General features: G+C 44.0%; 13 protein-coding genes and 2 pseudogenes. 11 read left to right on the top strand and 4 right to left on the bottom strand.

Features of this window, described 5'->3' with window-relative positions:
• Positions 1–2 precede the first annotated feature (2 nt).
• Positions 3–356, top strand: coding sequence for a Rid family hydrolase (locus M1E86_RS14990; protein WP_213914299.1), 354 nt, complete (start codon positions 3–5; stop codon positions 354–356).
• Between the two features lie 227 nt (positions 357–583).
• Positions 584–2,245: an alpha-keto acid decarboxylase family protein gene (locus tag M1E86_RS14995; protein ID WP_213914300.1), complete on the top strand. Its 1,662-nt coding sequence runs from the start codon at positions 584–586 to the stop codon at positions 2,243–2,245.
• 76 nt (positions 2,246–2,321) lie between these two features.
• On the opposite strand, the gene M1E86_RS15000 is transcribed toward M1E86_RS14995, so the two are convergent.
• Together M1E86_RS15000 and M1E86_RS15005 are read right to left on the bottom strand one after the other, a co-directional pair.
• On the bottom strand, positions 2,322–3,332 hold the full coding sequence (locus tag M1E86_RS15000) for an XdhC family protein (protein ID WP_213914301.1): 1,011 nt from the start codon (positions 3,330–3,332) through the stop codon (positions 2,322–2,324).
• Between the two features lie 9 nt (positions 3,333–3,341).
• The gene (locus M1E86_RS15005; protein WP_213914302.1) at positions 3,342–3,905 is read right to left on the bottom strand and encodes a nucleotidyltransferase family protein; all 564 of its coding nucleotides are present in this window, start codon (positions 3,903–3,905) and stop codon (positions 3,342–3,344) included.
• 195 nt (positions 3,906–4,100) lie between these two features.
• On the opposite strand from M1E86_RS15005, the gene M1E86_RS15010 reads away from it, so the two are divergent.
• From M1E86_RS15010 to M1E86_RS15040, 7 genes and pseudogenes are all read left to right on the top strand, one after another.
• A complete protein-coding gene (locus M1E86_RS15010; protein ID WP_213914303.1) occupies positions 4,101–6,896 on the top strand; it encodes a xanthine dehydrogenase family protein molybdopterin-binding subunit in 2,796 nt (931 codons plus the stop codon).
• Positions 6,893–7,444: a (2Fe-2S)-binding protein gene (locus M1E86_RS15015; protein WP_213914304.1), complete on the top strand. Its 552-nt coding sequence runs from the start codon at positions 6,893–6,895 to the stop codon at positions 7,442–7,444. Before M1E86_RS15010 ends, M1E86_RS15015 begins: the two co-directional genes overlap by 4 nt.
• On the top strand, positions 7,441–8,676 hold the full coding sequence (locus M1E86_RS15020) for a c-type cytochrome (protein ID WP_125893957.1): 1,236 nt from the start codon (positions 7,441–7,443) through the stop codon (positions 8,674–8,676). Before M1E86_RS15015 ends, M1E86_RS15020 begins: the two co-directional genes overlap by 4 nt.
• Positions 8,677–9,102: 426 nt before the next feature.
• A complete protein-coding gene (locus M1E86_RS15025) occupies positions 9,103–12,021 on the top strand; it encodes a molybdopterin cofactor-binding domain-containing protein (protein WP_213914305.1) in 2,919 nt (972 codons plus the stop codon).
• Positions 12,018–12,584, top strand: coding sequence for a (2Fe-2S)-binding protein (locus M1E86_RS15030; protein ID WP_213914306.1), 567 nt, complete (start codon positions 12,018–12,020; stop codon positions 12,582–12,584). The genes M1E86_RS15025 and M1E86_RS15030 overlap by 4 nt, the downstream gene beginning before the upstream one ends.
• A gap of 11 nt (positions 12,585–12,595) precedes the next feature.
• Positions 12,596–13,915, top strand: coding sequence for a cytochrome c (locus tag M1E86_RS15035; RefSeq protein ID WP_426099147.1), 1,320 nt, complete (start codon positions 12,596–12,598; stop codon positions 13,913–13,915).
• A 55-nt stretch (positions 13,916–13,970) separates the two neighbouring features.
• Positions 13,971–14,224, top strand: a pseudogene (locus M1E86_RS15040) (hypothetical protein); the annotation flags it as partial.
• On the opposite strand, the gene M1E86_RS15045 reads toward M1E86_RS15040, so the two are convergent.
• On the bottom strand, positions 14,221–14,385 hold the full coding sequence (locus M1E86_RS15045) for a hypothetical protein (RefSeq protein ID WP_185746940.1): 165 nt from the start codon (positions 14,383–14,385) through the stop codon (positions 14,221–14,223). The pseudogene M1E86_RS15040 and the gene M1E86_RS15045 overlap by 4 nt on opposite strands.
• Positions 14,386–14,535: 150 nt before the next feature.
• A complete protein-coding gene (locus tag M1E86_RS15050) occupies positions 14,536–14,769 on the bottom strand; it encodes a hypothetical protein (protein WP_213914307.1) in 234 nt (77 codons plus the stop codon).
• A gap of 263 nt (positions 14,770–15,032) precedes the next feature.
• Between M1E86_RS15050 and M1E86_RS15055 the strand changes: the two are divergent.
• Both M1E86_RS15055 and M1E86_RS15060 read left to right on the top strand, forming a co-directional pair.
• Positions 15,033–15,464 (top strand): annotated as a pseudogene (locus tag M1E86_RS15055) (DcrB-related protein).
• A gap of 5 nt (positions 15,465–15,469) precedes the next feature.
• Positions 15,470–19,783 carry an RHS repeat-associated core domain-containing protein gene (locus M1E86_RS15060; RefSeq protein ID WP_426099148.1) on the top strand — a complete coding sequence of 1,438 codons (4,314 nt, stop codon included), beginning with the start codon at positions 15,470–15,472 and terminating at the stop codon, positions 19,781–19,783.
• Positions 19,784–19,793 lie beyond the last annotated feature (10 nt).

Raw genomic sequence — 19,793 nt, forward strand, 5'->3', positions numbered from 1 at the left:
TCATGTCCATCAAACGTAACAACCCGAAACCACGATTAGCAGACAGCGTTGAATATGCAGGGGTAGTTTATTTATCAGGGCAAGTACCTAATGACCTAACCGGTGACATAACTCAACAAACATTTGAGGTTTTAGCGAAAATTGATTCTTTACTTGCTGCAAGCGACAGTAATAAAACTCGAATTCTATCTGCTCAAGTTTGGATTAAAGATATGGCAAGGGATTTTTCAGCGTTTAACGCTGTATGGGAAGCATGGATGCCCGTTGAAAACAGCCCAGCCCGCGCTGCTGTTGAAGCTAATATGGCTCGAGACCAAGTGCTTGTTGAAATAATGGTAACAGCCGCTAAATTTTAATATTACATTTAATAATAGCAGTGAGGTCTTATAATAAAAATCTACTGCTTTTATTCGTTCTTTTTTAATTCATCCTATCAAATAGTCCCTCACTATATTTTAATTTAACAAATATACTCAATCCTATTACGAAGAATAATATTTTATTATTTCTCTCATTAACTAGTATTATTTTTATAAACATAAAAATCACAAGACTGTTATTAATTAATAATTGGAGAAATAAAATGAACGAAACTGTGATTGAATATATTTTATCTAAACTATATGACTTAGGAATTGAAGATATTTTTGGTGTACCAGGTGATTATTCCTTTCCTATTAATGATACGGTTTGTACAACGCCTTATTTACGTTGGGTTGGTAACTGCAATGAGCTCAATGCAGCCTATGCCGCCGATGGGTATGCAAGAATAAAAGGAATGGCCGCATTATCAACAACATTTGGTGTTGGCGAGCTAAGTGCGCTAAATGCAATAGCGGGCTCTTTTGCAGAAAGATTACCGATATTTCATTTAGTTGGGATGCCACCAAGTCAATCACAACAAAACCAACGCATTGCTCATCACACACTAGGAAATGGAAACTATGATGCATTTTATAAAATGAGCCAGCATATTGTCTGTGCTCATGCCATCATTACCCCTGAAAACTGTATTGAAGAGACTGAACGGTTAATCATATGCGCCTTACATGAACGCCGACCAGTTTATTTTGGATTACCTGCTGATTATGCAATGCAGCCTATTATCAAACAAACTAATACATCCTTATCATTTGCCCCCAAAAGCTGTTTAAAAACGTTAAAAACGACAGTTAATCTGATAATTAATAAATTAATTAATAGCAAACAAGCCTGCCTATTAGCTGGCTCTATCTCTTTACGTTTAGGGTTAGAAAAAAATTTACAAGACCTGATTGAACATACCCAAATTCCCTATACAACCCTCTTTATGGATAAGAGCGTGTTAGATGAAACTAACACACAATATATGGGAATGTATGCAGGTGATTTTATCAATCCACAAGTGACTTCATTTGTAGAAAGTTGTGATTGTATTTTAAATTTCGGCACAATTATGTCAGATTTTAATACGGCTTGTTATACCTCAAATATTAAAGCTGAAAACATCATCCATATTATGGATAACTACGTAATTATAGATGACCAATGCTACAATAATATTTATATGAAGGATATTCTTCTAGCCTTAAAGAATAATCTAATATCTCCTACTCATTATCCTTTTAGTCAAAATTCATTCCCAAGAGCACAATCACTTGGGGAGCCAATAGTTTCAGCCACAAAAGAAATAACGGAAACATTCTTATACCCTCGATTAGAAAAAATGCTCAAACCTAACGATATGATATTTGGTGATATAGGCACATTCACCATGGGCTTAGCATTTGCACTTTTACCTAAAGGGGCGTCTTTTCAAACGCAATCTTTATGGGGATCAATTGGTTGGGCGACGCCTGCCGCATTAGGTGCAGCCTTAGCATCTCCCTCTCGTCGTATTATTTTAATAACCGGTGAAGGTGCTCATCAATTAACTATGCAAGAAATTAGTCAATTTTCACGATTTGGATTAAAACCCATTATTTTTGTTCTAAATAACGATGGCTACCTTATCGAGCGACTATTTTGTCGAGAACCTGAATATTATTATAACGATGTTGCTAAATGGAATTATGCACAGCTACCTTCGGCACTTGGGTGTGATGATTGGTATTGTAAAAAAGTAACAACCTGCGAGGAACTCAATGACACCTTACTGCATATTGAAACTCTGGAGACCGCAGCTTACATTGAAATAATTACCGATCGGTATGATGCATCAAAATATTTGGTGAAAATGGGAGAGGCGATTACCTCCATATATTAACTACATTATTTGTAGTTAGCTCCGCCATCTAAAATGGCGTGAGCTATTAGAAATAAAATTACGTTATATTAAATAGTTAATTTATACCCATCAATTTCTTAGTTTTATATGCAGTCTCTGATGAGGTCACGCCATTTTTATAAGCAACGATGTCGGCCATTATCGCTAAAGCAATTTCAGGTGGTGTTTTGCTACCTATCGGAATACCAATGGGGGCATGAATACGCTTTATTTCCTCTTCCGTCATCCCACCAGATGCTATAAGACGTTCACGACGACGAGCACTCGTTCTTACTGATCCCATTGCACCAATGTAAAAAGCCTCTGTATTAACCGACTCCATCAGAGTTAAATCATCAATTCGGGGATCATGGGTTAAGGAAACAATGGCAGTATTTGGAGAACAACCTTGTTCTTCTAAATAGCGGGCGGGAAATAAAGAAACAACCTCAACTTGGGGTGGAATTTGTGGTGCAAACCGCGCTATTTCGTCTTCTCGGTGATCGCAAATAATGACCTCAAAACCCAATGTTAAGGCAAAATTAGCGCAATAGGCTCCGACAGTAGAAATTCCTGCGATAATTAACCGAGGAGGAGCTGCAATATATAACTGAATTTTATCGCTATCACGCGCTATCTGTGTTGGTTGCTCTGATTTATTAGCTATATGAATTTCACCGCTCTGCGGCAAAGTGACTTTCTTGATAATGGCCGAATAACCCAATAGCGCATTGTGGATCTCAACAAGGTAATGAAGCGATTTTTCATTATTGGGTAAATATTCGATCAAAACATCTAAGCTGCCATCACAGGGCAAGTTGACTTTAGTTTCAATCCCACCTCTCCCATAACGAACAACTTGGCTGTGACTAACATAGTCAATATTTTTGATTCGTTGAATAAAATCTTCCTCAATACAACCACCTGATAAAGAACCAACATACTGACCATCTGCCTTTGCAACAAGAAGTGAACCTGGGCTACGAGGGGAAGAACCATATGTACTTAGCACCGTACACAACCATATAGGCTCTTTTTTTATCCAAGAAAGGGCTTGAGAGATAACAAAAACATCTTCACGCAACATATTCGTTCCTTAATCGTTATCAACACTCGGATAATCAATATCTTTTACAACATTTTCATCATTTATGTTTAATTGATAAACAAGGTTGCGACGTAATATTGATTTCGCACCATCATCACCTACTAGATTAATTAATTCCGTATAATACTTCGCAGATATTCCCACCGGATGGCCTGGTAAACCATTATATACTGGCCTGACTAATGTATGGTGTTTTAATTTATTCGCTACACGGGTAAATAAATGACTATTGATATATGGCATATCCGCCAAATGAATTATCCACCCATCTAAATTTGAAGTGTTTTTAACACCAAATGCGATTGATTCACCTAGCCCATTACTATTTATCAACGAGTATGGAATATTAAATTGTAAACAATTATTAATAACACCTTCATTCTCAGGCCGTGTCACTACATGCACAGGAAGCTCACTATCGATTGAATTTAATAGTGTTTTCTCAAAAACTGTATTTTTTTCAAGCATGAAATTCAATTTACTTCCTGTACCTCCAGCATTTTGAAAACGTTCACTTTTTCCTGCTGCCAATATTAAAATACCAATATTCATAGTTTTTATTTTAAATCGATATACTGATTGCGTATCCCATAAATAAAGTATATTCAGTAAGATCACAAGAACTACTTATCATTAATTTGAAAATTATTAAGAGAGGTATAATATAAATGTGACACGAGTAATTTTTTCGATGTGACTATAAAAATAAAAATACCGATGTAATAATAATAAGTGTAAGGGTGTATTATGAGCAAAAGCAATGTCGAACTCTCCCGCAGACACTTTCTAAAATGTGCCGTTATAGCGGGAATATCTGTTTATTTAGCCCCTTTGTATAGCCGTGCTTTTGATGTGCTATTCGAAGAAAAAATCCTTCAATCTCCTGACTGGAACCCGGTCGACAAACAAATCAAATTTCGTATTGATGGGTTTGCCAAAGTCCAAGGGGAGAAAGTCTTCGCCAGAGACATCCGTGCACGAGATATCCCTCACTGGCCAAAACAGCAAGGTCATGCATTTTTACTCCGCGTGACTCAAGCCGATAAAATTTACCAAGGCTTTAACCTTGATCGACTAAAAAATGGCCTGATGCCTGACCGCATCGTAACCGCAAGTGACTTAGAAAAAGATGGCGTTGCTTTTCCTGAATTTTATGGTGATGATTTATTGCTTCCAGAAGGGAAAACTCCCGCTTACCTTGGCCAAGCCGTCGCATTATTGATTTATCATGATTTTGCTAAATTCCGTTTTGCCAAAGAAACCTTAAAATTCCGTGACGATGTTATCCAATACGGCGCAGTAACTGGCCCATTAGAACGAGACCCATGGGGAACCTACCGTGGCGTGCGAATTGGCAATGAAAATCCTTATGAGCCAGATATTTATTCAAGCCTAAAAGATATGCCAATCTCCCCTATTGGCATGAAAAAGCACTTACCCGTTTGGCCTGAAGGTCGCGAAGGCGGAAAATTAGATCAACAAGGCATGCTATATGCTGATGAGCTCGCTAAACAACTGGAAAACCCACCGGAAGACTGGTTAGTGCTCAAACGAAAATACTTTTCTCAATCCATTGATACTGCTGCCTTAGAGCCTGATAACGCTAACGGTTGGTACGACGCCAAAACACAGTCATTCCATCTTGTTATTCCGACACAGTCCCCTCAGGAAGTTGCGGAATCATTACCAGAGATGTTGGCAAAATCGCATTTCCCAGTTAAACAAATTTTCCTACACCCTTGTTTTACCGTTGGTTATGGTTCTAAAGACCACACTCCATTCCCCTATTATGGTGCGATGGCAACATTATATGGGGACGGAGTTCCTATTCGTCTAGCTAATGACCGTTATGAACAATTTCAATCCACCATCAAACGCCATGCTTTCGATATGGATTACACCTTAGCGGTTAATAAAAAAACGCATAAAATTGAAGCCCTTTCAGCTTCTTTCATTGGTGACGGCGGTGGTCGCTGTAATTTTACGCCTTCCGTTGTTATGGTCGGGGCTACAGGTGCCCAAGCTATCTATTATATTCCCCGCAGTGATTTATCTGCAGTCGGTATTGCATCAAGAGCGGTCGATGCGGGTTCAGCTCGCGGTTATGGTACTTTACAAGCCATGGCAGCAACCGATATGTTAATGGAAGAAGCCGCAAAACTCCTCAAAGCTGATCCCATCGAGTTCCGTCTTAAAAATATCATCAAATCTGGGATGAAGAATACCCAAGGGGCAATTCCTGGCGGCGCAATTCGTGCCGATGAAGTGTTAACCCGCTGTGCTGCGCACCCAATGTGGACTGACAGAGCCAAACGTAAAGCCGACTTCGAAGCGAAAAATAGCGGTAAACTATTCGGTACAGGGATTTCTTGTGTGCAAAAAGACTTCGGAACAGGCGCGGAATCCTCCTTTGCTCGCGTAGAACTTACCCCCGAGGGTAAAATTGCCATTTACCATAGTGGTGCAGAAATTGGTACAGGTATGTCTACGTCCCAATCGGTGGTTTGCGCTAAATGGTTAGGAAAGCCTGCGGAACAAGCTCACTTTTCCGTTGTTGATTGGTCAATTTTACCGATGATCTCAACAGGTAACCCATTTGCTATGTCACAAGATGAGCAAAACCACTTAGCACAAAACCCATTATGGACACCGAACTACTGCTCACCTGCGAGTGCCAGTAATTCCGCCTATTATTTCACCCATAGCACCGAAGCGGCAGCGCGTCTTATATTCGAACATGGGTTATGGCCAGCGGCTATGTCAATTTGGCAAGAAGGCATTGGTGGCGGGCAAGCTGCTCCTCTCGTTGTTCGCCGTGAGGATGCTCGTTGGGTTGCTGAAGGCTTAACCGCTGATGGGCTTGAGGTGCTTAGCTTACCGCGCTTAATTGAACGCACTTTTGCAATGGGCGGGGTAACTGGCGCAGTGTGCCACGTATTTAACCGCTGGCAATGGGCTGAAGCCGATTTTCCTATTCAGGGTGAAACCCGCCGTTTACCGATTGATGGGCTATCGCTACGATTTGCCGATAAAGAATACCAAGTTTGCCACCGCGAAAAAGCGTATTACCCTGATACACAAAGAAATAATGCCGGAGTCACTTACTACAGTGCCGTCGCTACCGTTAGCGAACTATCCATTGATAAAGCGACTGGGCAAGTCGAATTGCTGAATCACCATAGCGTGGTGGAGTGCGGTAATCTTATCGTTCCACAACTGGTTTCAGGGCAAATTCAAGGTGGATTAGCAATGGGTATCGGCCATGCGCTCCATGAATATTTACCTCTCTACGAAGATGGCCCTGGTAATGGGACATGGAACTTCAACCGTTATCATCTCCCGCTTGCCAGTGACGTTGCTGTTTGGCAACAAACCAACGAAGTCTTACCCGGACTTTCGGACACTGACCCGCCGAAAGGCGTTGCTGAGGTTGTTATGATCCCGGTGGTTTCATCCATCGTCAATGCCATTGCAGATGCAACTGGTCATCATTTCTTGCATTTGCCTGTACGCGCAAAAGACATTTTAGAGGTAATATCATGAGCCTAAATTTCCTTCCCCTTACCTTAACCATTAATGGCCAACAGTATGGACCAATGGACGTGCCTGAAGGCCTCATGATGATCGACTTTCTTCATGAATATGTTGACCTAACAGGTTCTCGACTAGGCTGTGGTCAAGGTATCTGCCATGCTTGCGTTGTTATCTTAGATAATCCATCCGGTACCAGCGAAGAGATCCGTACCTGCATTACTGGCGCACATTTTTTCAATAATAAAAGCATCCGAACTATCGAAGGGGCTGCCACCAAAGAAGAAAACGGGGAGGTAAAACTATCCCCAGTTCAACAAGCTTTTGTTGAACATTTCAGTTTTCAGTGTGGCTACTGTACCCCAGGTTTTGTAAATGCAGCGACCGTATTTATTGAAGAACTTCAGCGAAACCCGATTGCAGAAGCAGACTTAGAAGAGGCTATCAAACAAGCTCTAAATAACCATATTTGCCGTTGTACGGGCTATGTCCGCTATTATGAAGCGGTACGCGATGTGGTTCTGGCGACTCCTGGTCTTATTAAGGAGGCAGTAAAATGATCAAACGAATTATTTTATGGTTGATAGCCATCGCTATCATCGTTTGGGCGGTGCTCTACTGGTATGAAAGCCGTACCTTAGATGGCCCGGTACAAAAAGTCACCGCGACTCCCCAAGAAATTGAGCGAGGTCGTTATCTCACATTGGCCGGTGACTGCGCTGCGTGCCACACCAGTGCTGATGGCGCACCATTAGCCGGTGGTTTTCCACTCGATACCCCATTTGGTACCATCTACAGCAGTAACTTAACGCCTTCAGCTGACTTTGGTATCGGCCGCTGGACAAAAGATGATTTTTATAAAGCACTGACCCAAGGTATCTCTCCACCGAGTAAAAATCTTTATCCGGCAATGCCTTACACATCCTATAAAGGGATCACTCGTGAAGATTCTGATGCTATTTACAGTTATTTGATGAGCCAACCCGCTGTTGATGTCGCGCCACCTGAAAATTCATTGCCATTCCCACTAAACCAACGTATGGCTATGATTGGCTGGAATTTATTGTTTTTTAACGATAAACCACTCCCCGATAGCTCACAAGGTAGCTCCTCTGAATGGCTACGTGGCCGCTATTTAGTTAATGTATTAGAGCATTGTGCCGAATGCCATACCCCAAGAGGGAAATTGGGTGAAATGGATTTGGATAACTTTATGAAAGGCGGTGCATTAGGCCGTTTTATGGCTCCAGATATTACCCCGAAAGCGCTTGCAGAACGAGGATGGACAAAAGAAGATTTACAGCAGTTTTTCATGACTGGGCTCACGCCGCAAGGTTCCGCCTACAGTGATATGCACCCTGTAATTTACCTGAGTTCACAACATTTAACTCCAGAAGATAATAGTGCCATAGCCACCTATTTAATGGGCGATAACCCACCAGCCACTTCACCATTAAGGATGGGGGAAGGTAACGCACAAGGCCGCCAAATTTATTTAGAAACCTGCTCCGGCTGCCACTCCTATGATGGTAGCGGCAAACCGAATGTGGCGGTGGCTATGAAAGGGAATTCAACATTACGTGATGCGGATAGCACTAACCTAATTAACGCTATTTTAGATGGTTTGCCTGAACAACCGTTTCCTAATAACCAAAACATGCAAAGCATGCCGGGGTTTGCTAATAAGCTAAATGACCAACAAATTAGCGAGTTAGTGAACTTCCTTCGCGTTCAATGGGGAGGACAGCCTGCCGATGTCACCCCTGAGCAGATTAAATCTTTACGTCAATAATGACAAAAAATGAACTATCGGGCTTGTTCGTATTTAACGAGCCCAATAGTTTTCTATTTAATAACCGAATACAAATATACTTTATATAATTAAATGCATATTGATTTAATTATTCATTAATAAGAATTGATGTCATTTACATAAATTATATTCTAATAAAGCTCAGTTATTTTATTCAACACTGTCATATTAAGATGACTCCAACAATATTATTCACTTTGTTTTATAAATCCCCTTATTGATTCTTGATATATCATTATAGATACCCATAATATTTGTGTAACTTACTGAGCTATCTGATATTAGCCATCGAATTGTGAGCTAATTTAGTCGAAATAAAACAACCTTATAGTACATGGCTAAAAAGTATTATTTATCTCCATTGTTCATAATAAAAACCCTAAAAATATAATCAGGGAGCACACCATGTCGGGACATATTTCTAGACGCAATTTCATCAAACTAGGCACTATTGCGGGTATTGCAGTGATGGTCGGCAAACTCCCTTTTGCGATAGCAATGGAGCTCGATTCTGATTCTCCATCAACGGATTGGATTGGTCAAAACGGTAAAGCACGTTTTCGTTGGGATGGCGTTGAAAAAGTCACTGGGCGTAAAAATTTTGCTCGTGATTACCGAGCTAAAGACATCCCCGGCTGGCCCAAAAAACAAAGCTATGCCTTTATGTTAAAAGCGACAGAGGCAGATAAAACCTTTGAAGGCATTGATATTTCAATGTTAGGGCCAAATCTACAACCTGATAAAGTTGTTTTACAAGAAGACCTTATCCGTGATGGCTTAAATATCCCTCAAGACACCAGTATGGGGAAAGGCTTCTATGGCACCAATATTTTAGTGCCCCTAGGAGATACCCCACCGATTATTGGCCACCCTGTTGCTATCTTGATTTATCATGATTTCGATAAATACAGTGCGGCACAGCGGATGTTACGCTTTGCCACAAACACCGTAAAATATGGAACGGTGACAGGGCCAAAACCGCCTGCTAACTACGGTGCAGCACGGTACGTGCGTATCGGTGGTGACACCCCACTGTCGCCTTCTATTTTTTCTCCTTATCAAGATTCAGGAATTAAAGGTGGGTTTGATGGCAATACCCCTATTTGGCCACCTTATGACCCCAAACACGCCATTTCTATTCCACCCGTCATCCGTAAAGATCGTGGTGGCGGCTTTATTCAAGCCCTACATCAGGCAGAAAAGAGCCCTGATAAACAAGAAAAAGCGATGGATTACGCACGGCAAATTGAGCAAGAAATCGCAGCCGCTCGCCAGAACCCTGATAAGTTTGTGATTGAACGCCATGGTTTTTCACAATCCATCGATCCTTGCGCGATGGAGCCTGATAACTGTAATACTTGGTATGACGCACAAACCAAAACGCTGCATATCTTAACCGCAACACAATCTCCTGCCGGTGTCGTCAATGCTGCTGCTGAGCTATCTAAACACAACAAATATTTTTCCGTCGAAAACATTGTGTTATTAACCGGTTCTACTGTTGGTTACGGCTCAAAAGACTATTCAGTTTTCCCGTTCTATTCGATGGTTGCCAGTTTCTACGCTGATGGCTTACCTGTTCGCATGGCAAATGACCGCTATGAACAATTCCAAATGGGGATGAAACGCCACTCTATTGAGATGGATGTCACCATTATTGGTGATAAAAAAACCGGTAAATTTGATGTTTTAAAAGGCACTTATAACTGCAATGGCGGCGGCCGTGAAAACCTCTCCGTTGCTGTATCCCACGTTGCAGTACGTGGCGCCCAATCTATTTATTATTTCCCTAAATCAGACCTCACCGCTCTCGCCATGGCCACTCCGGCTGTCGAAGCGGGCTCAATGCGTGGCTTTGGTTCCTTGCAATCGATGGCTGTCACTGAATTGATGGTCGATGAAATCGCTCACAACCTCAATATTGACCCAATCGAACTACGCCGTCGTAATGCCATTTTAGAAGGTTATCCGAATACACAAGGCGGTGTTATCGCCGGTGACCCTCGCAATGTCGAAATGTTAAACCTCGCGGAAAAACACCCGATTTGGGTCGAACGTGAGAAAAACAAAGCCGATTATGAAGCGAAAAACCCCGGTAAGCTATACGGTGTTGGATTCGCACAAGTGCAGCAAGTTTATGGCTCTAGTGGCGTCCCAACCATTCTTTCCCTCGAATTTGATATCAATGGCAAACTAACAATGCGCCATTGTATGCAAGAGATTGGTACCGGTGGTACAACCGCACAGCAAGTGATGGTGTGGCAAGCACTCAGCAAAGCCCCTGATGTGGTTGAGTTTGGTGTAACGGAATTTGAAGAACTCCCACTCAAAACCAGTTGGGCAGATCAGAAAAAACAAGACGAGTTGTCCAAAACGGATCCCTATTGGACGCCGGCTCTGATCCCTGACATGAGTTCATCGAGCGGTGTTTATTACATTGGGTTCGGCACGCGCCAAGCGGGTCATTTTTTATTGGAAAATACCCTCTGGCCTGCGGCCAAAAGTATTTGGAGTGAAGGCCCCGGCGGCGGTGCGTTCAACGGCCTAAATGTCGAGTTTGCGGATATTCGTGTCGGCCCAGAAGGTATTGGCGGTGGCGGAATGAAGCCCATTCCTTTTGACATTTTAGCCAAAAGAGCCCATGAGATGGGGCTCATCACCGGGGTTGCTGTTCACGGCTATTCCAGCTGGCAGTGGGCTCGTGCAGAGTTCGATATCCCAACTGTGGGCTTAAAAAATCTGCCTCTTGATGCGATATCCGTTCGTTATGGCGAGGGTGCGCCACAAGAGCTGAAAAAACAGATGACAACTGGCGGTTACCATTTTATTAAACGTAAAATTGCCTATTATCCACCCACACAACGCGCAAAAGCAGACCCCACAACGGTCACACCCGCTTCTTGCCTCGTTGAACTCAACGTCAACACGATGACGGGTGAGGTCGATATCATGCGCCACCATATGATTATGGATCCCGGTACGATGATTGTCCCTGAATTGGTTTCAGGCCAAATTCAAGGAGGTACAGCAATGGGTATCGGCCATGCATTGATGGAAGAATTACCACTGTATGAAGATGGACCAGGTAATGGGACATGGAACTTTAATCGTTATGTCCTACCGCGCGCAAAAGATGTGGCAGTTTGGCAGCAAACCATTGATTACTTACCTCCTCTCTCAGAAACTTCGCCACCAAAAGGCATGGCTGAACTGGGGATGATCCCTATCTTACCTGCGACGAGTAATGCATTAACTCATGCGACAGGCAAGCGTTTCTACGAATTTCCTATCACGGTAGATAAAATTAAAAAGGCACTCTCATGAAAATCAACAATGCCGTTCCGATTATTGAGCGCAAGCCACTAACACTGACCATTAACGGCCAAAAAGTTGGTCCTATTGATGTCCCTGTTGGGATGCCAATGATTGAGTTTCTACATGAATACCTAGACCTCACTGGCACCCACTTTGGTTGCGGACAAGGGATCTGCCATGCTTGCACCATTATGGAAATCCAGCCCGATGGCACAACGGTTGAAAGCCGCACCTGTATCTTTGGTGCCCATTATTTCAACAATAAAAATATTGTGACCATCGAAGGGCAAGCCAAACTGGATGAACAAGGCAAAGTTGTTGAATTAACGCCAATTCAACAAGCTTTTATCGAAAACTTTTCGTTCCAATGCGGTTATTGTGCGCCCGGTTTTGTCACGGGCGCGACGGTATTTCTTGATAAACTTAAGAAAAACCCAGTGAAACGTGACCAACTCGAACATGCGATTGAAGAGGCTCTCAATGAGCATATCTGCCGTTGTACAGGTTATGTACGCTACTATGAAGCTGTGAGGAAAGTCGCTCTCGACACTCCTGGCTGCGTGATCGACTAGGGGGAAACATCATGGCTAAATCCAGCTCTCTACGTAAAAGCATTTATATTATTATCTTATTATTCATAATATTAATGCTTGCGATCCTGTTTGGCGCTTTTCGTACCTCCAGTATCGGCCCTGATTTAGATAAACCGCTGACCTCAGAAGAAGTCGCCAAGTTACTGCCTAGAGGGCAAGAACTGGCAACCGCTGGGGATTGCTTTGGTTGCCACTCATTACCTGAAGGCCCATTGGCTGCGGGTGGTCGTGCTATCGGAACCCCTTTCGGTACCATTTACTCCACAAATATAACGCCTGATAAGCAATTTGGTATCGGTAACTATACCCGTGCTGATTTCCATCGTGCTTTAAAAGACGGAATTGGCAAAGAGAGAGGTAATCTCTACCCTGCGATGCCGTTTGTATTTACCCATATGACCACATCGGAAGATATTGATGCCCTGTATGCTTATGTGATGTCACTTCCACCAATGGCGGTGCCAAACAAAGAAAATACCGGGGTATTTGTCCTACCCGTTCGCCCATTTATGAACTTCTGGACTTTGCTCAACTTTCCTAAACAAAATGCGCCCCATGACCCCCAACGCTCTGCCGAGTGGAACCGTGGCGCGTATATTGTCGAAGGTTTGGCACACTGCGGTGCTTGTCACTCACCACGTAACCTAATGATGGGCGTCGAGTTTTCACGGTCACTCCAAGGGGGTGAAGAAGCGGGTTTAGCGATCCCTGATATCACGGCCGAAGCGCTTTCTAAGCATGGGTACGATACCGCCTCTTTGAGCCAGTTTTTACTGACAGGCAATGCCCCACAAGGCTCTGCATTTGCAGACATGAGCACAGTAACCCACTTTTCCACCAGTCAGATGAAAAAGAGCGATGTAGATGACATGGCGATTTATTTGATGACCGATAAACACGGAAAAATACTCGGAGCCAAAGCCCCACCTGCGCCATTACCGGAGGCAAGTTCACCAGAAGTGGGTGATGTCAGTCAAATCATGGAAACGGGCCGCTTGATGTATATGTCTACCTGCGCAGGCTGCCACGGGATCACCGGAGAAGGTGTGCCAAATGGTATTCCAGCGTTGAAAGGTAATGCCATCCTAGCCATGGATAGCCCTGAAACCTTTATCAGTGTGGTATTAACCGGTATTCCAACCACCACCTTCCCGAATGGACAACGTATGTATGCCATGCCAAGTTTTGCCGATGATTTAACGTCTCAAGAAATGGCAGATTTAATTTCATGGGCACGTGCTGAGTGGGGAGGGCAAGGTAAACCCGTCACCGCCGAACAAGTTGAAAAACTGAAAAAAGCGGCTCAGTAACTAAAATACTCCTCGGCGACTTATATTAGTTCAAAGAGGAGATATTACATAATTTACCATATCACTTATTCAGCGCTGGCACCGCCAATGGTTAGAGAATGTTTACGAGTGGGCAGGTCAATTACGCACAGTGAATATTAGCCAAATTTAGTCGCAGATGTGATGGCGGTACAAGCTGGTTTTCAGCCGTTAGATTACGAAAGTTGGACTCAACACCCCGAGCAGTACATTGCAGCAATCCACGCAGGGTTAAACCTTAACTATGAACCTATGAAATATTGGGTTAATAAAGCCTTGAAAGCGAACTAAATCGCCAGTTTCAAATGTCCAAACTTCTCACGTTTCGCTTTCATTTCTTCTTCAAGGCGACGAGACTCCTGCCCTGTTTCAATCGCTGTAGAGGTTACTACCGAACGAATGAGCTGGGTGCGAGTTGGTCTTGTTGCTTGAATTAATTCATTCTTTTTCATGGTAGTCTCACTTCAAACTGGTGATAGTGCGTTTTATCACCGTTGTTTTATATGGCAACATAAAGCTCGAAGTTAGATTTTTCTCTTCAGATATGGCTCTGATGCTATCCATATAACATTAAAATAATACTTATCAACATTAAATATTTTTTATATATTAGAATCACTTAATACAGATAGTAAATCAGTGCTAATTCCATATTTCTTGAATTCTTGCTCTAAGATAGCTAACTGGCGGCCTTTAATATCATAATTGTATCCATTGGCTAAACATGCCCACTTCATCTTGCTGGGTAAATATTGCAATCCTGTACCTATCTCAAAAGAACGGCTCCCCACTTTGGCAGTTTTATACGCTTGTCGATATTCAATAATCAATGGCATTTTGCTAATTATCTTGACGCCCACATCCATCAAATGGGAGATAAAATTAACTATGCCACTACAAAACAGTAACGCCTTATCACGTTCCCCTGAAGTTAGATACATAAAATTTAGGATAAGACAAAACCTAATTTACCTTATCTTAATTTGACGATATATTTATATTCAAAATATTTACCAACTCAAACAATGTGCAGTAAAGCATCTTTGTTTTCCAACCAAGATAGTCATAAATATATTGCCAACGATAAAAGGGAATTTGAATGAGTCACGAAACGCGTTGTATTTTTTCCGAAGGTAGTGTCATTCTACCTGAGGGCTACAAGGAACAAACCGTCAATATCCTAATTTCCCCCACTGGCAATGCAGTTAACATTTCTCGGGATGACAAACCCACTGATGAAACCTTTGATGACTATGTTGCTCGCCAAAAGCAACTTTTGCAACGCGCCTTGAAAGATTAGCAACTCCTTGAAGAAAAGCCTTCCGTGCTCGGTGAGGATGGTATTCACGGCCATCTTATCAGTTCACGCTACCGTCCGAACAAAAAGCAGCAAGTCTATCAAATTCAGGCCGTTTACCCTTTCAGTAATACCCAAACCCTGATTTTTACAATGTCATCGCCTAACGCCTTTAACGATGAGCAATGGGCATGGATGAATACCCTGCTACTTAGCTTTCAACCAAGAGGGTAATCGCCATGCCAGAAGCGGCCAGAGTCGGGGACGTCATCGGTCACTCCAAATCAATGTGGGGCATGCTTGTCGGTACTGTATTAGGTGCCGCTATCGCCATTGGCGGGGCTATGCTTTCTGGTTTTTTGATGGGCGTCGGTATTGCTGCAAGCTGTATTGGGGTCGGTGTGCTTGCCATTGGTGCTTCACTGGCAGTCGGCTATGGCACGGGGCTACTGGCAGAATGGGTACGGGATAAGTGTGTTGAAACGGGGTCTAAATCGTTAAGTCCCTGTGGAGAAATCAAAACTGGCTCTCACAATGTTCGCATTAATGGTAAACCCGCCGCCATGTCCACGCGCAGTCAGGTCAACTGTGACAAAGAAAATAGCCTGCGTCAAATGGCCGAAGGCTCCGGCTCGGTGTACATCAATGGGTTTCCCGCTTCTCGGGTCGGTGATAAAACCACCTGTGATGCCACAGTGATGGAAGGCTCCCCCAATGTCAGAATTGGCGGCGGTACGCAAGCAACCGAAAATATTGAGCCTGAAATTCCCTATTTGCTCACCACCGCCTCTGACCTCACTATGTTATTCGCCGGCTTTTTGAGCTTTGGTGCTGGCACAACGAAAGGCCTCGGGGCAATAGCGAAGTTATGGAACAAATTACCAGGCAGTGCCAAAATAGGCCGCTTCTTTTGCCGTTACGGCAAGGTGATTGCAGGTTTGGGGATGGGAATACCCGCTTTGGGCATCCTGTTACGTCCCGTCGAAGTCATTGGTGGGCAAAAAGTATTAAACGGTGAAGAGGAGCTGGATTTTACCTATGAGTCTGAATTACCGCTTTACTGGCAACGCAATTATTTAAGTAGTTATTGTTATGACGGCGTACTCGGTCGAGGCTGGAGCTTCTTTTGGGAAAGCCGATTAATTAAAACTGAAGACGGCTTTGTTTGGCAAAACCTGTCGGGGGATATCCTCCCATTTCCAGATATTCCACTCGGGTACCGTAGCTTTTGTGAGGCTGCCCAAGGGTGGATAATCCATAATGATGATGACAGTTGGACGTTTCAGGATGCGGGTGAGCTACGTTACCATTACCTCCCTTTTGATAACGAAGGTCAAAGTCGATTAAGCCATATTGTTGATAATGTGAGTAACGAGCAGCGTTTCCACTACAATGAGCAGCATCAACTGATTCAAATTACCGGTTGCGGTGACCTGAATATCACTTGTGAATATCAATCCTTTGAGCTTGAAGAGACCACAGTATCACGCCTCACTGCCGTGTATCAGATGAACGCCAATCAAGTACGTCGTCGGCAATGTGCTTATTTTTATAACGAGCACGCTCAATTGGTGCGTGTCGAACAGCGCACTGACCACCCTTACCGCCAATTTGGCTGGACAGATGCAGGTGTCATGGCTTGGCATACCGATAAATATGGCTTACGCAGTGAATACCGTTGGGAATTCACCAACGATAATCTCTGGCGTGTGATTGAAAACAGGACCAGTGAAGGGGAGTGTTACCGCCTCGAATACGATGATATCAACCTCACACGAACCGCATACTGGCAGGATGGCACAACTGCCTGTTGGCAACTCAATGATGACTATCAGATTATTCAGTATACTGACCGTACAGGCATCCAAACCGAACTCCTGTGGGATGAATTCGGGCTACCGTGTGGCTGTCGCAACGCTGAAGGGCATACCCAAACCAGCGAATGGGATGAGCTCGGGCGACTACTCAGTTTAACTGATGGTAATGGCAACCAAACCCGCTGGCAATATCAAAATGAACGCGAACGCCTTATCACTGCCTTCTGGCCTGATGGCACTGAATCGCGTTTAGACTATGACCGTTTTGGGCGGTTAATCAAAGAAATTTCGCCTCTGGAGCAAACCACCGAATACCGCTATGACTTTAACAGTACGCTAAGGCCAACTGCTCGCATCGATGCCAAACAAGGCCGCAGCGAATTTCTTTGGACAAAGCGGGGGCAAATATTGCGTCACCTTGACTGCTCGGGCAAACAACATATTTGGCGTTATGATGATGAGGGGCGCGTTGTTTCTCAAACCAACGCCTTGCAGGAAGCTACCGAGTACCAGTACGATGAGGCGGGGCGTCTCATTCGCATCGTGTTGCCCGATGAGTCAACCGTACAACTCGCTTGGAATGCCGCGGGGCTCCTCACCCATCACCAACGCAATGACAATACCCCGCGTCAATGGCAATACAACGCCTTCGGTCGCGTCACAACGGAAATTGATAAACTCGCTCGGCATATCCATTACCATTACAATGCTGAGGGGGCATTAATTTCAATTGAAAATGCCAATGGCGGACGCTACCTACTTAACCGTGATGCCGAAGGCCGGCTCGTCGAGGAAACCCGACCGGATGATACGCTACTGCAATATCGCTATAACAGTTTCGGACGTTTAGCCGAGGAAACTCGCCTAGGCGACCGCGTGTTCCCTTCCCCTGCTCGCACGGTGTTGTTGCAGTATGACCCCGCTGGCAACCTTGCTAAACGGGAAACCTTCACCGATAGCTATCAATACCAGTGGGATAGCCTAAACCGCTTATTGGTGGCGTCGAGGCAACCGAATCAACTCGGCCTTGAAATGGGCTTGCAAGCGAACCGAGTTCACTTCACCTACGATGCCCTTGGGCGTATTACCCGTGAGCAAACGGGCGATGATATCGTCGAATTTGCTTACGATGAACTCAATAACCTGAGCCGTCTGACGTTACCTCAAGGTGACAGCCTCAACTGGCTCTATTACGGTTCAGGGCATGCGACTGCCATCAATCACCTTGTTGAGGGTACACCGCACTTAATCACCGAATTTGAACGCGATAACCTGCACCGTGAAATCAGCCGTACCCAAGGTACTCTGACACAATATCGACAGTACGATAAACTGGGGCGGACGATAAGCACCTTCAGCTCACGCGATAAACAGCATCCACTCAACGGCATTGCCTCATCACGAAAATGGTTCTATGACGAACAAGATAACCTTGGCGCGATGGAAGACCATTATCGGGGCTGGGTGGAATACCTGTATGACTCGGAACAGCGACTGAAAAAAGTCGCCAGTGGCGAAAACATGGATGCAATGCTGTTCTATGACCGTGCGGATAATCTGTTAGAGCGTCCTCAATCAGAAATCGAAGCTCAAACGCCAGATCTAAGCCCACAAGGGGATAGGCTACTTCAATTCCAAGGCTGGCAATATCGCCATGATGCCTATGGTAACGTGATTTCACGCGGACACCCTAACCAAGCCAAACAAACTTATCAGTATGATGGGGATAACCGTTTAATTATCGCCCAGACCAGTGACATGAAAGCCCAGTATCACTACGATGCACTGGGTCGCCGTATTCATAAAGTGGTCGAATCACGGGCTCATGGCAAGCTAACACGCCACGAAACTCATTTTGTCTGGCAAGGGCTGCGATTGCTGCAAGAGCAGGATATCAATACCGGTAAACACCAAACCTATTGCTACGAAGAACACGGCAGCTATACCCCACTCGCCGTTATCGTGAAGCAATCCGCAGGCTACCGTTATTACTGGCACCACAGCGACATTAACAGTGCCCCACTCGACGTCACCAATGCACAAGGCAATACGGTGTGGTCAGGGAAATATGAACGCTTTGGTTTTGTTCGCAGTAGCCCATTGAGTTTCTACTCTGACCCAGAGCGCAAAATGGAGTCCTTTGAGCAGAACTTACGCTATGCCGGACAGTATTTTGACACTGAAACAGGATTGCATTTTAATACCTTCAGATTCTACGACCCACAAATAGGCCGTTTTATCATGCCTGACCCAATTGGATTATTGGGTGGGATAAATCTGTATCAGTATGCACCTAACACTCTGGGATGGATTGATCCTTGGGGATTATGCCGACGTGGTAATGCAGCGACTAAATCACATATGGATGATGTGCGGGATCAGTTTAAGAGAGATAATTTCGATTCTGTTAGTCATACACGAGGGGGGCGAGATGCGGTGAGTGGCGCAGAACAACCCGAAACCTATTTAAAACCATTAGACCCTGCCAAAACCGGTCGCAAAGGTGGTTCTTATACAGATATGACGTTTACCGATGCTAAAGGTCGTACCGTTTATATTCAGACGGTAGATAAAGGTAATATAAACGGAATGACTCAACGAGAATGGGATAATGCTGTTCGCATAACCCAACAAAACCCAAATGCAATCGTCATAACCGTACCTAAAGGTAACACTTTACAGCCGGGAGCACTAAATACAGATAATATGGTCCCTGGGACCGTGACTCAACGATAAGGTATAGTAT

It is taken from the genome of Providencia sp. PROV200 (genome assembly GCF_049901995.1).
Classification (GTDB): domain Bacteria; phylum Pseudomonadota; class Gammaproteobacteria; order Enterobacterales; family Enterobacteriaceae; genus Providencia; species Providencia rettgeri_E.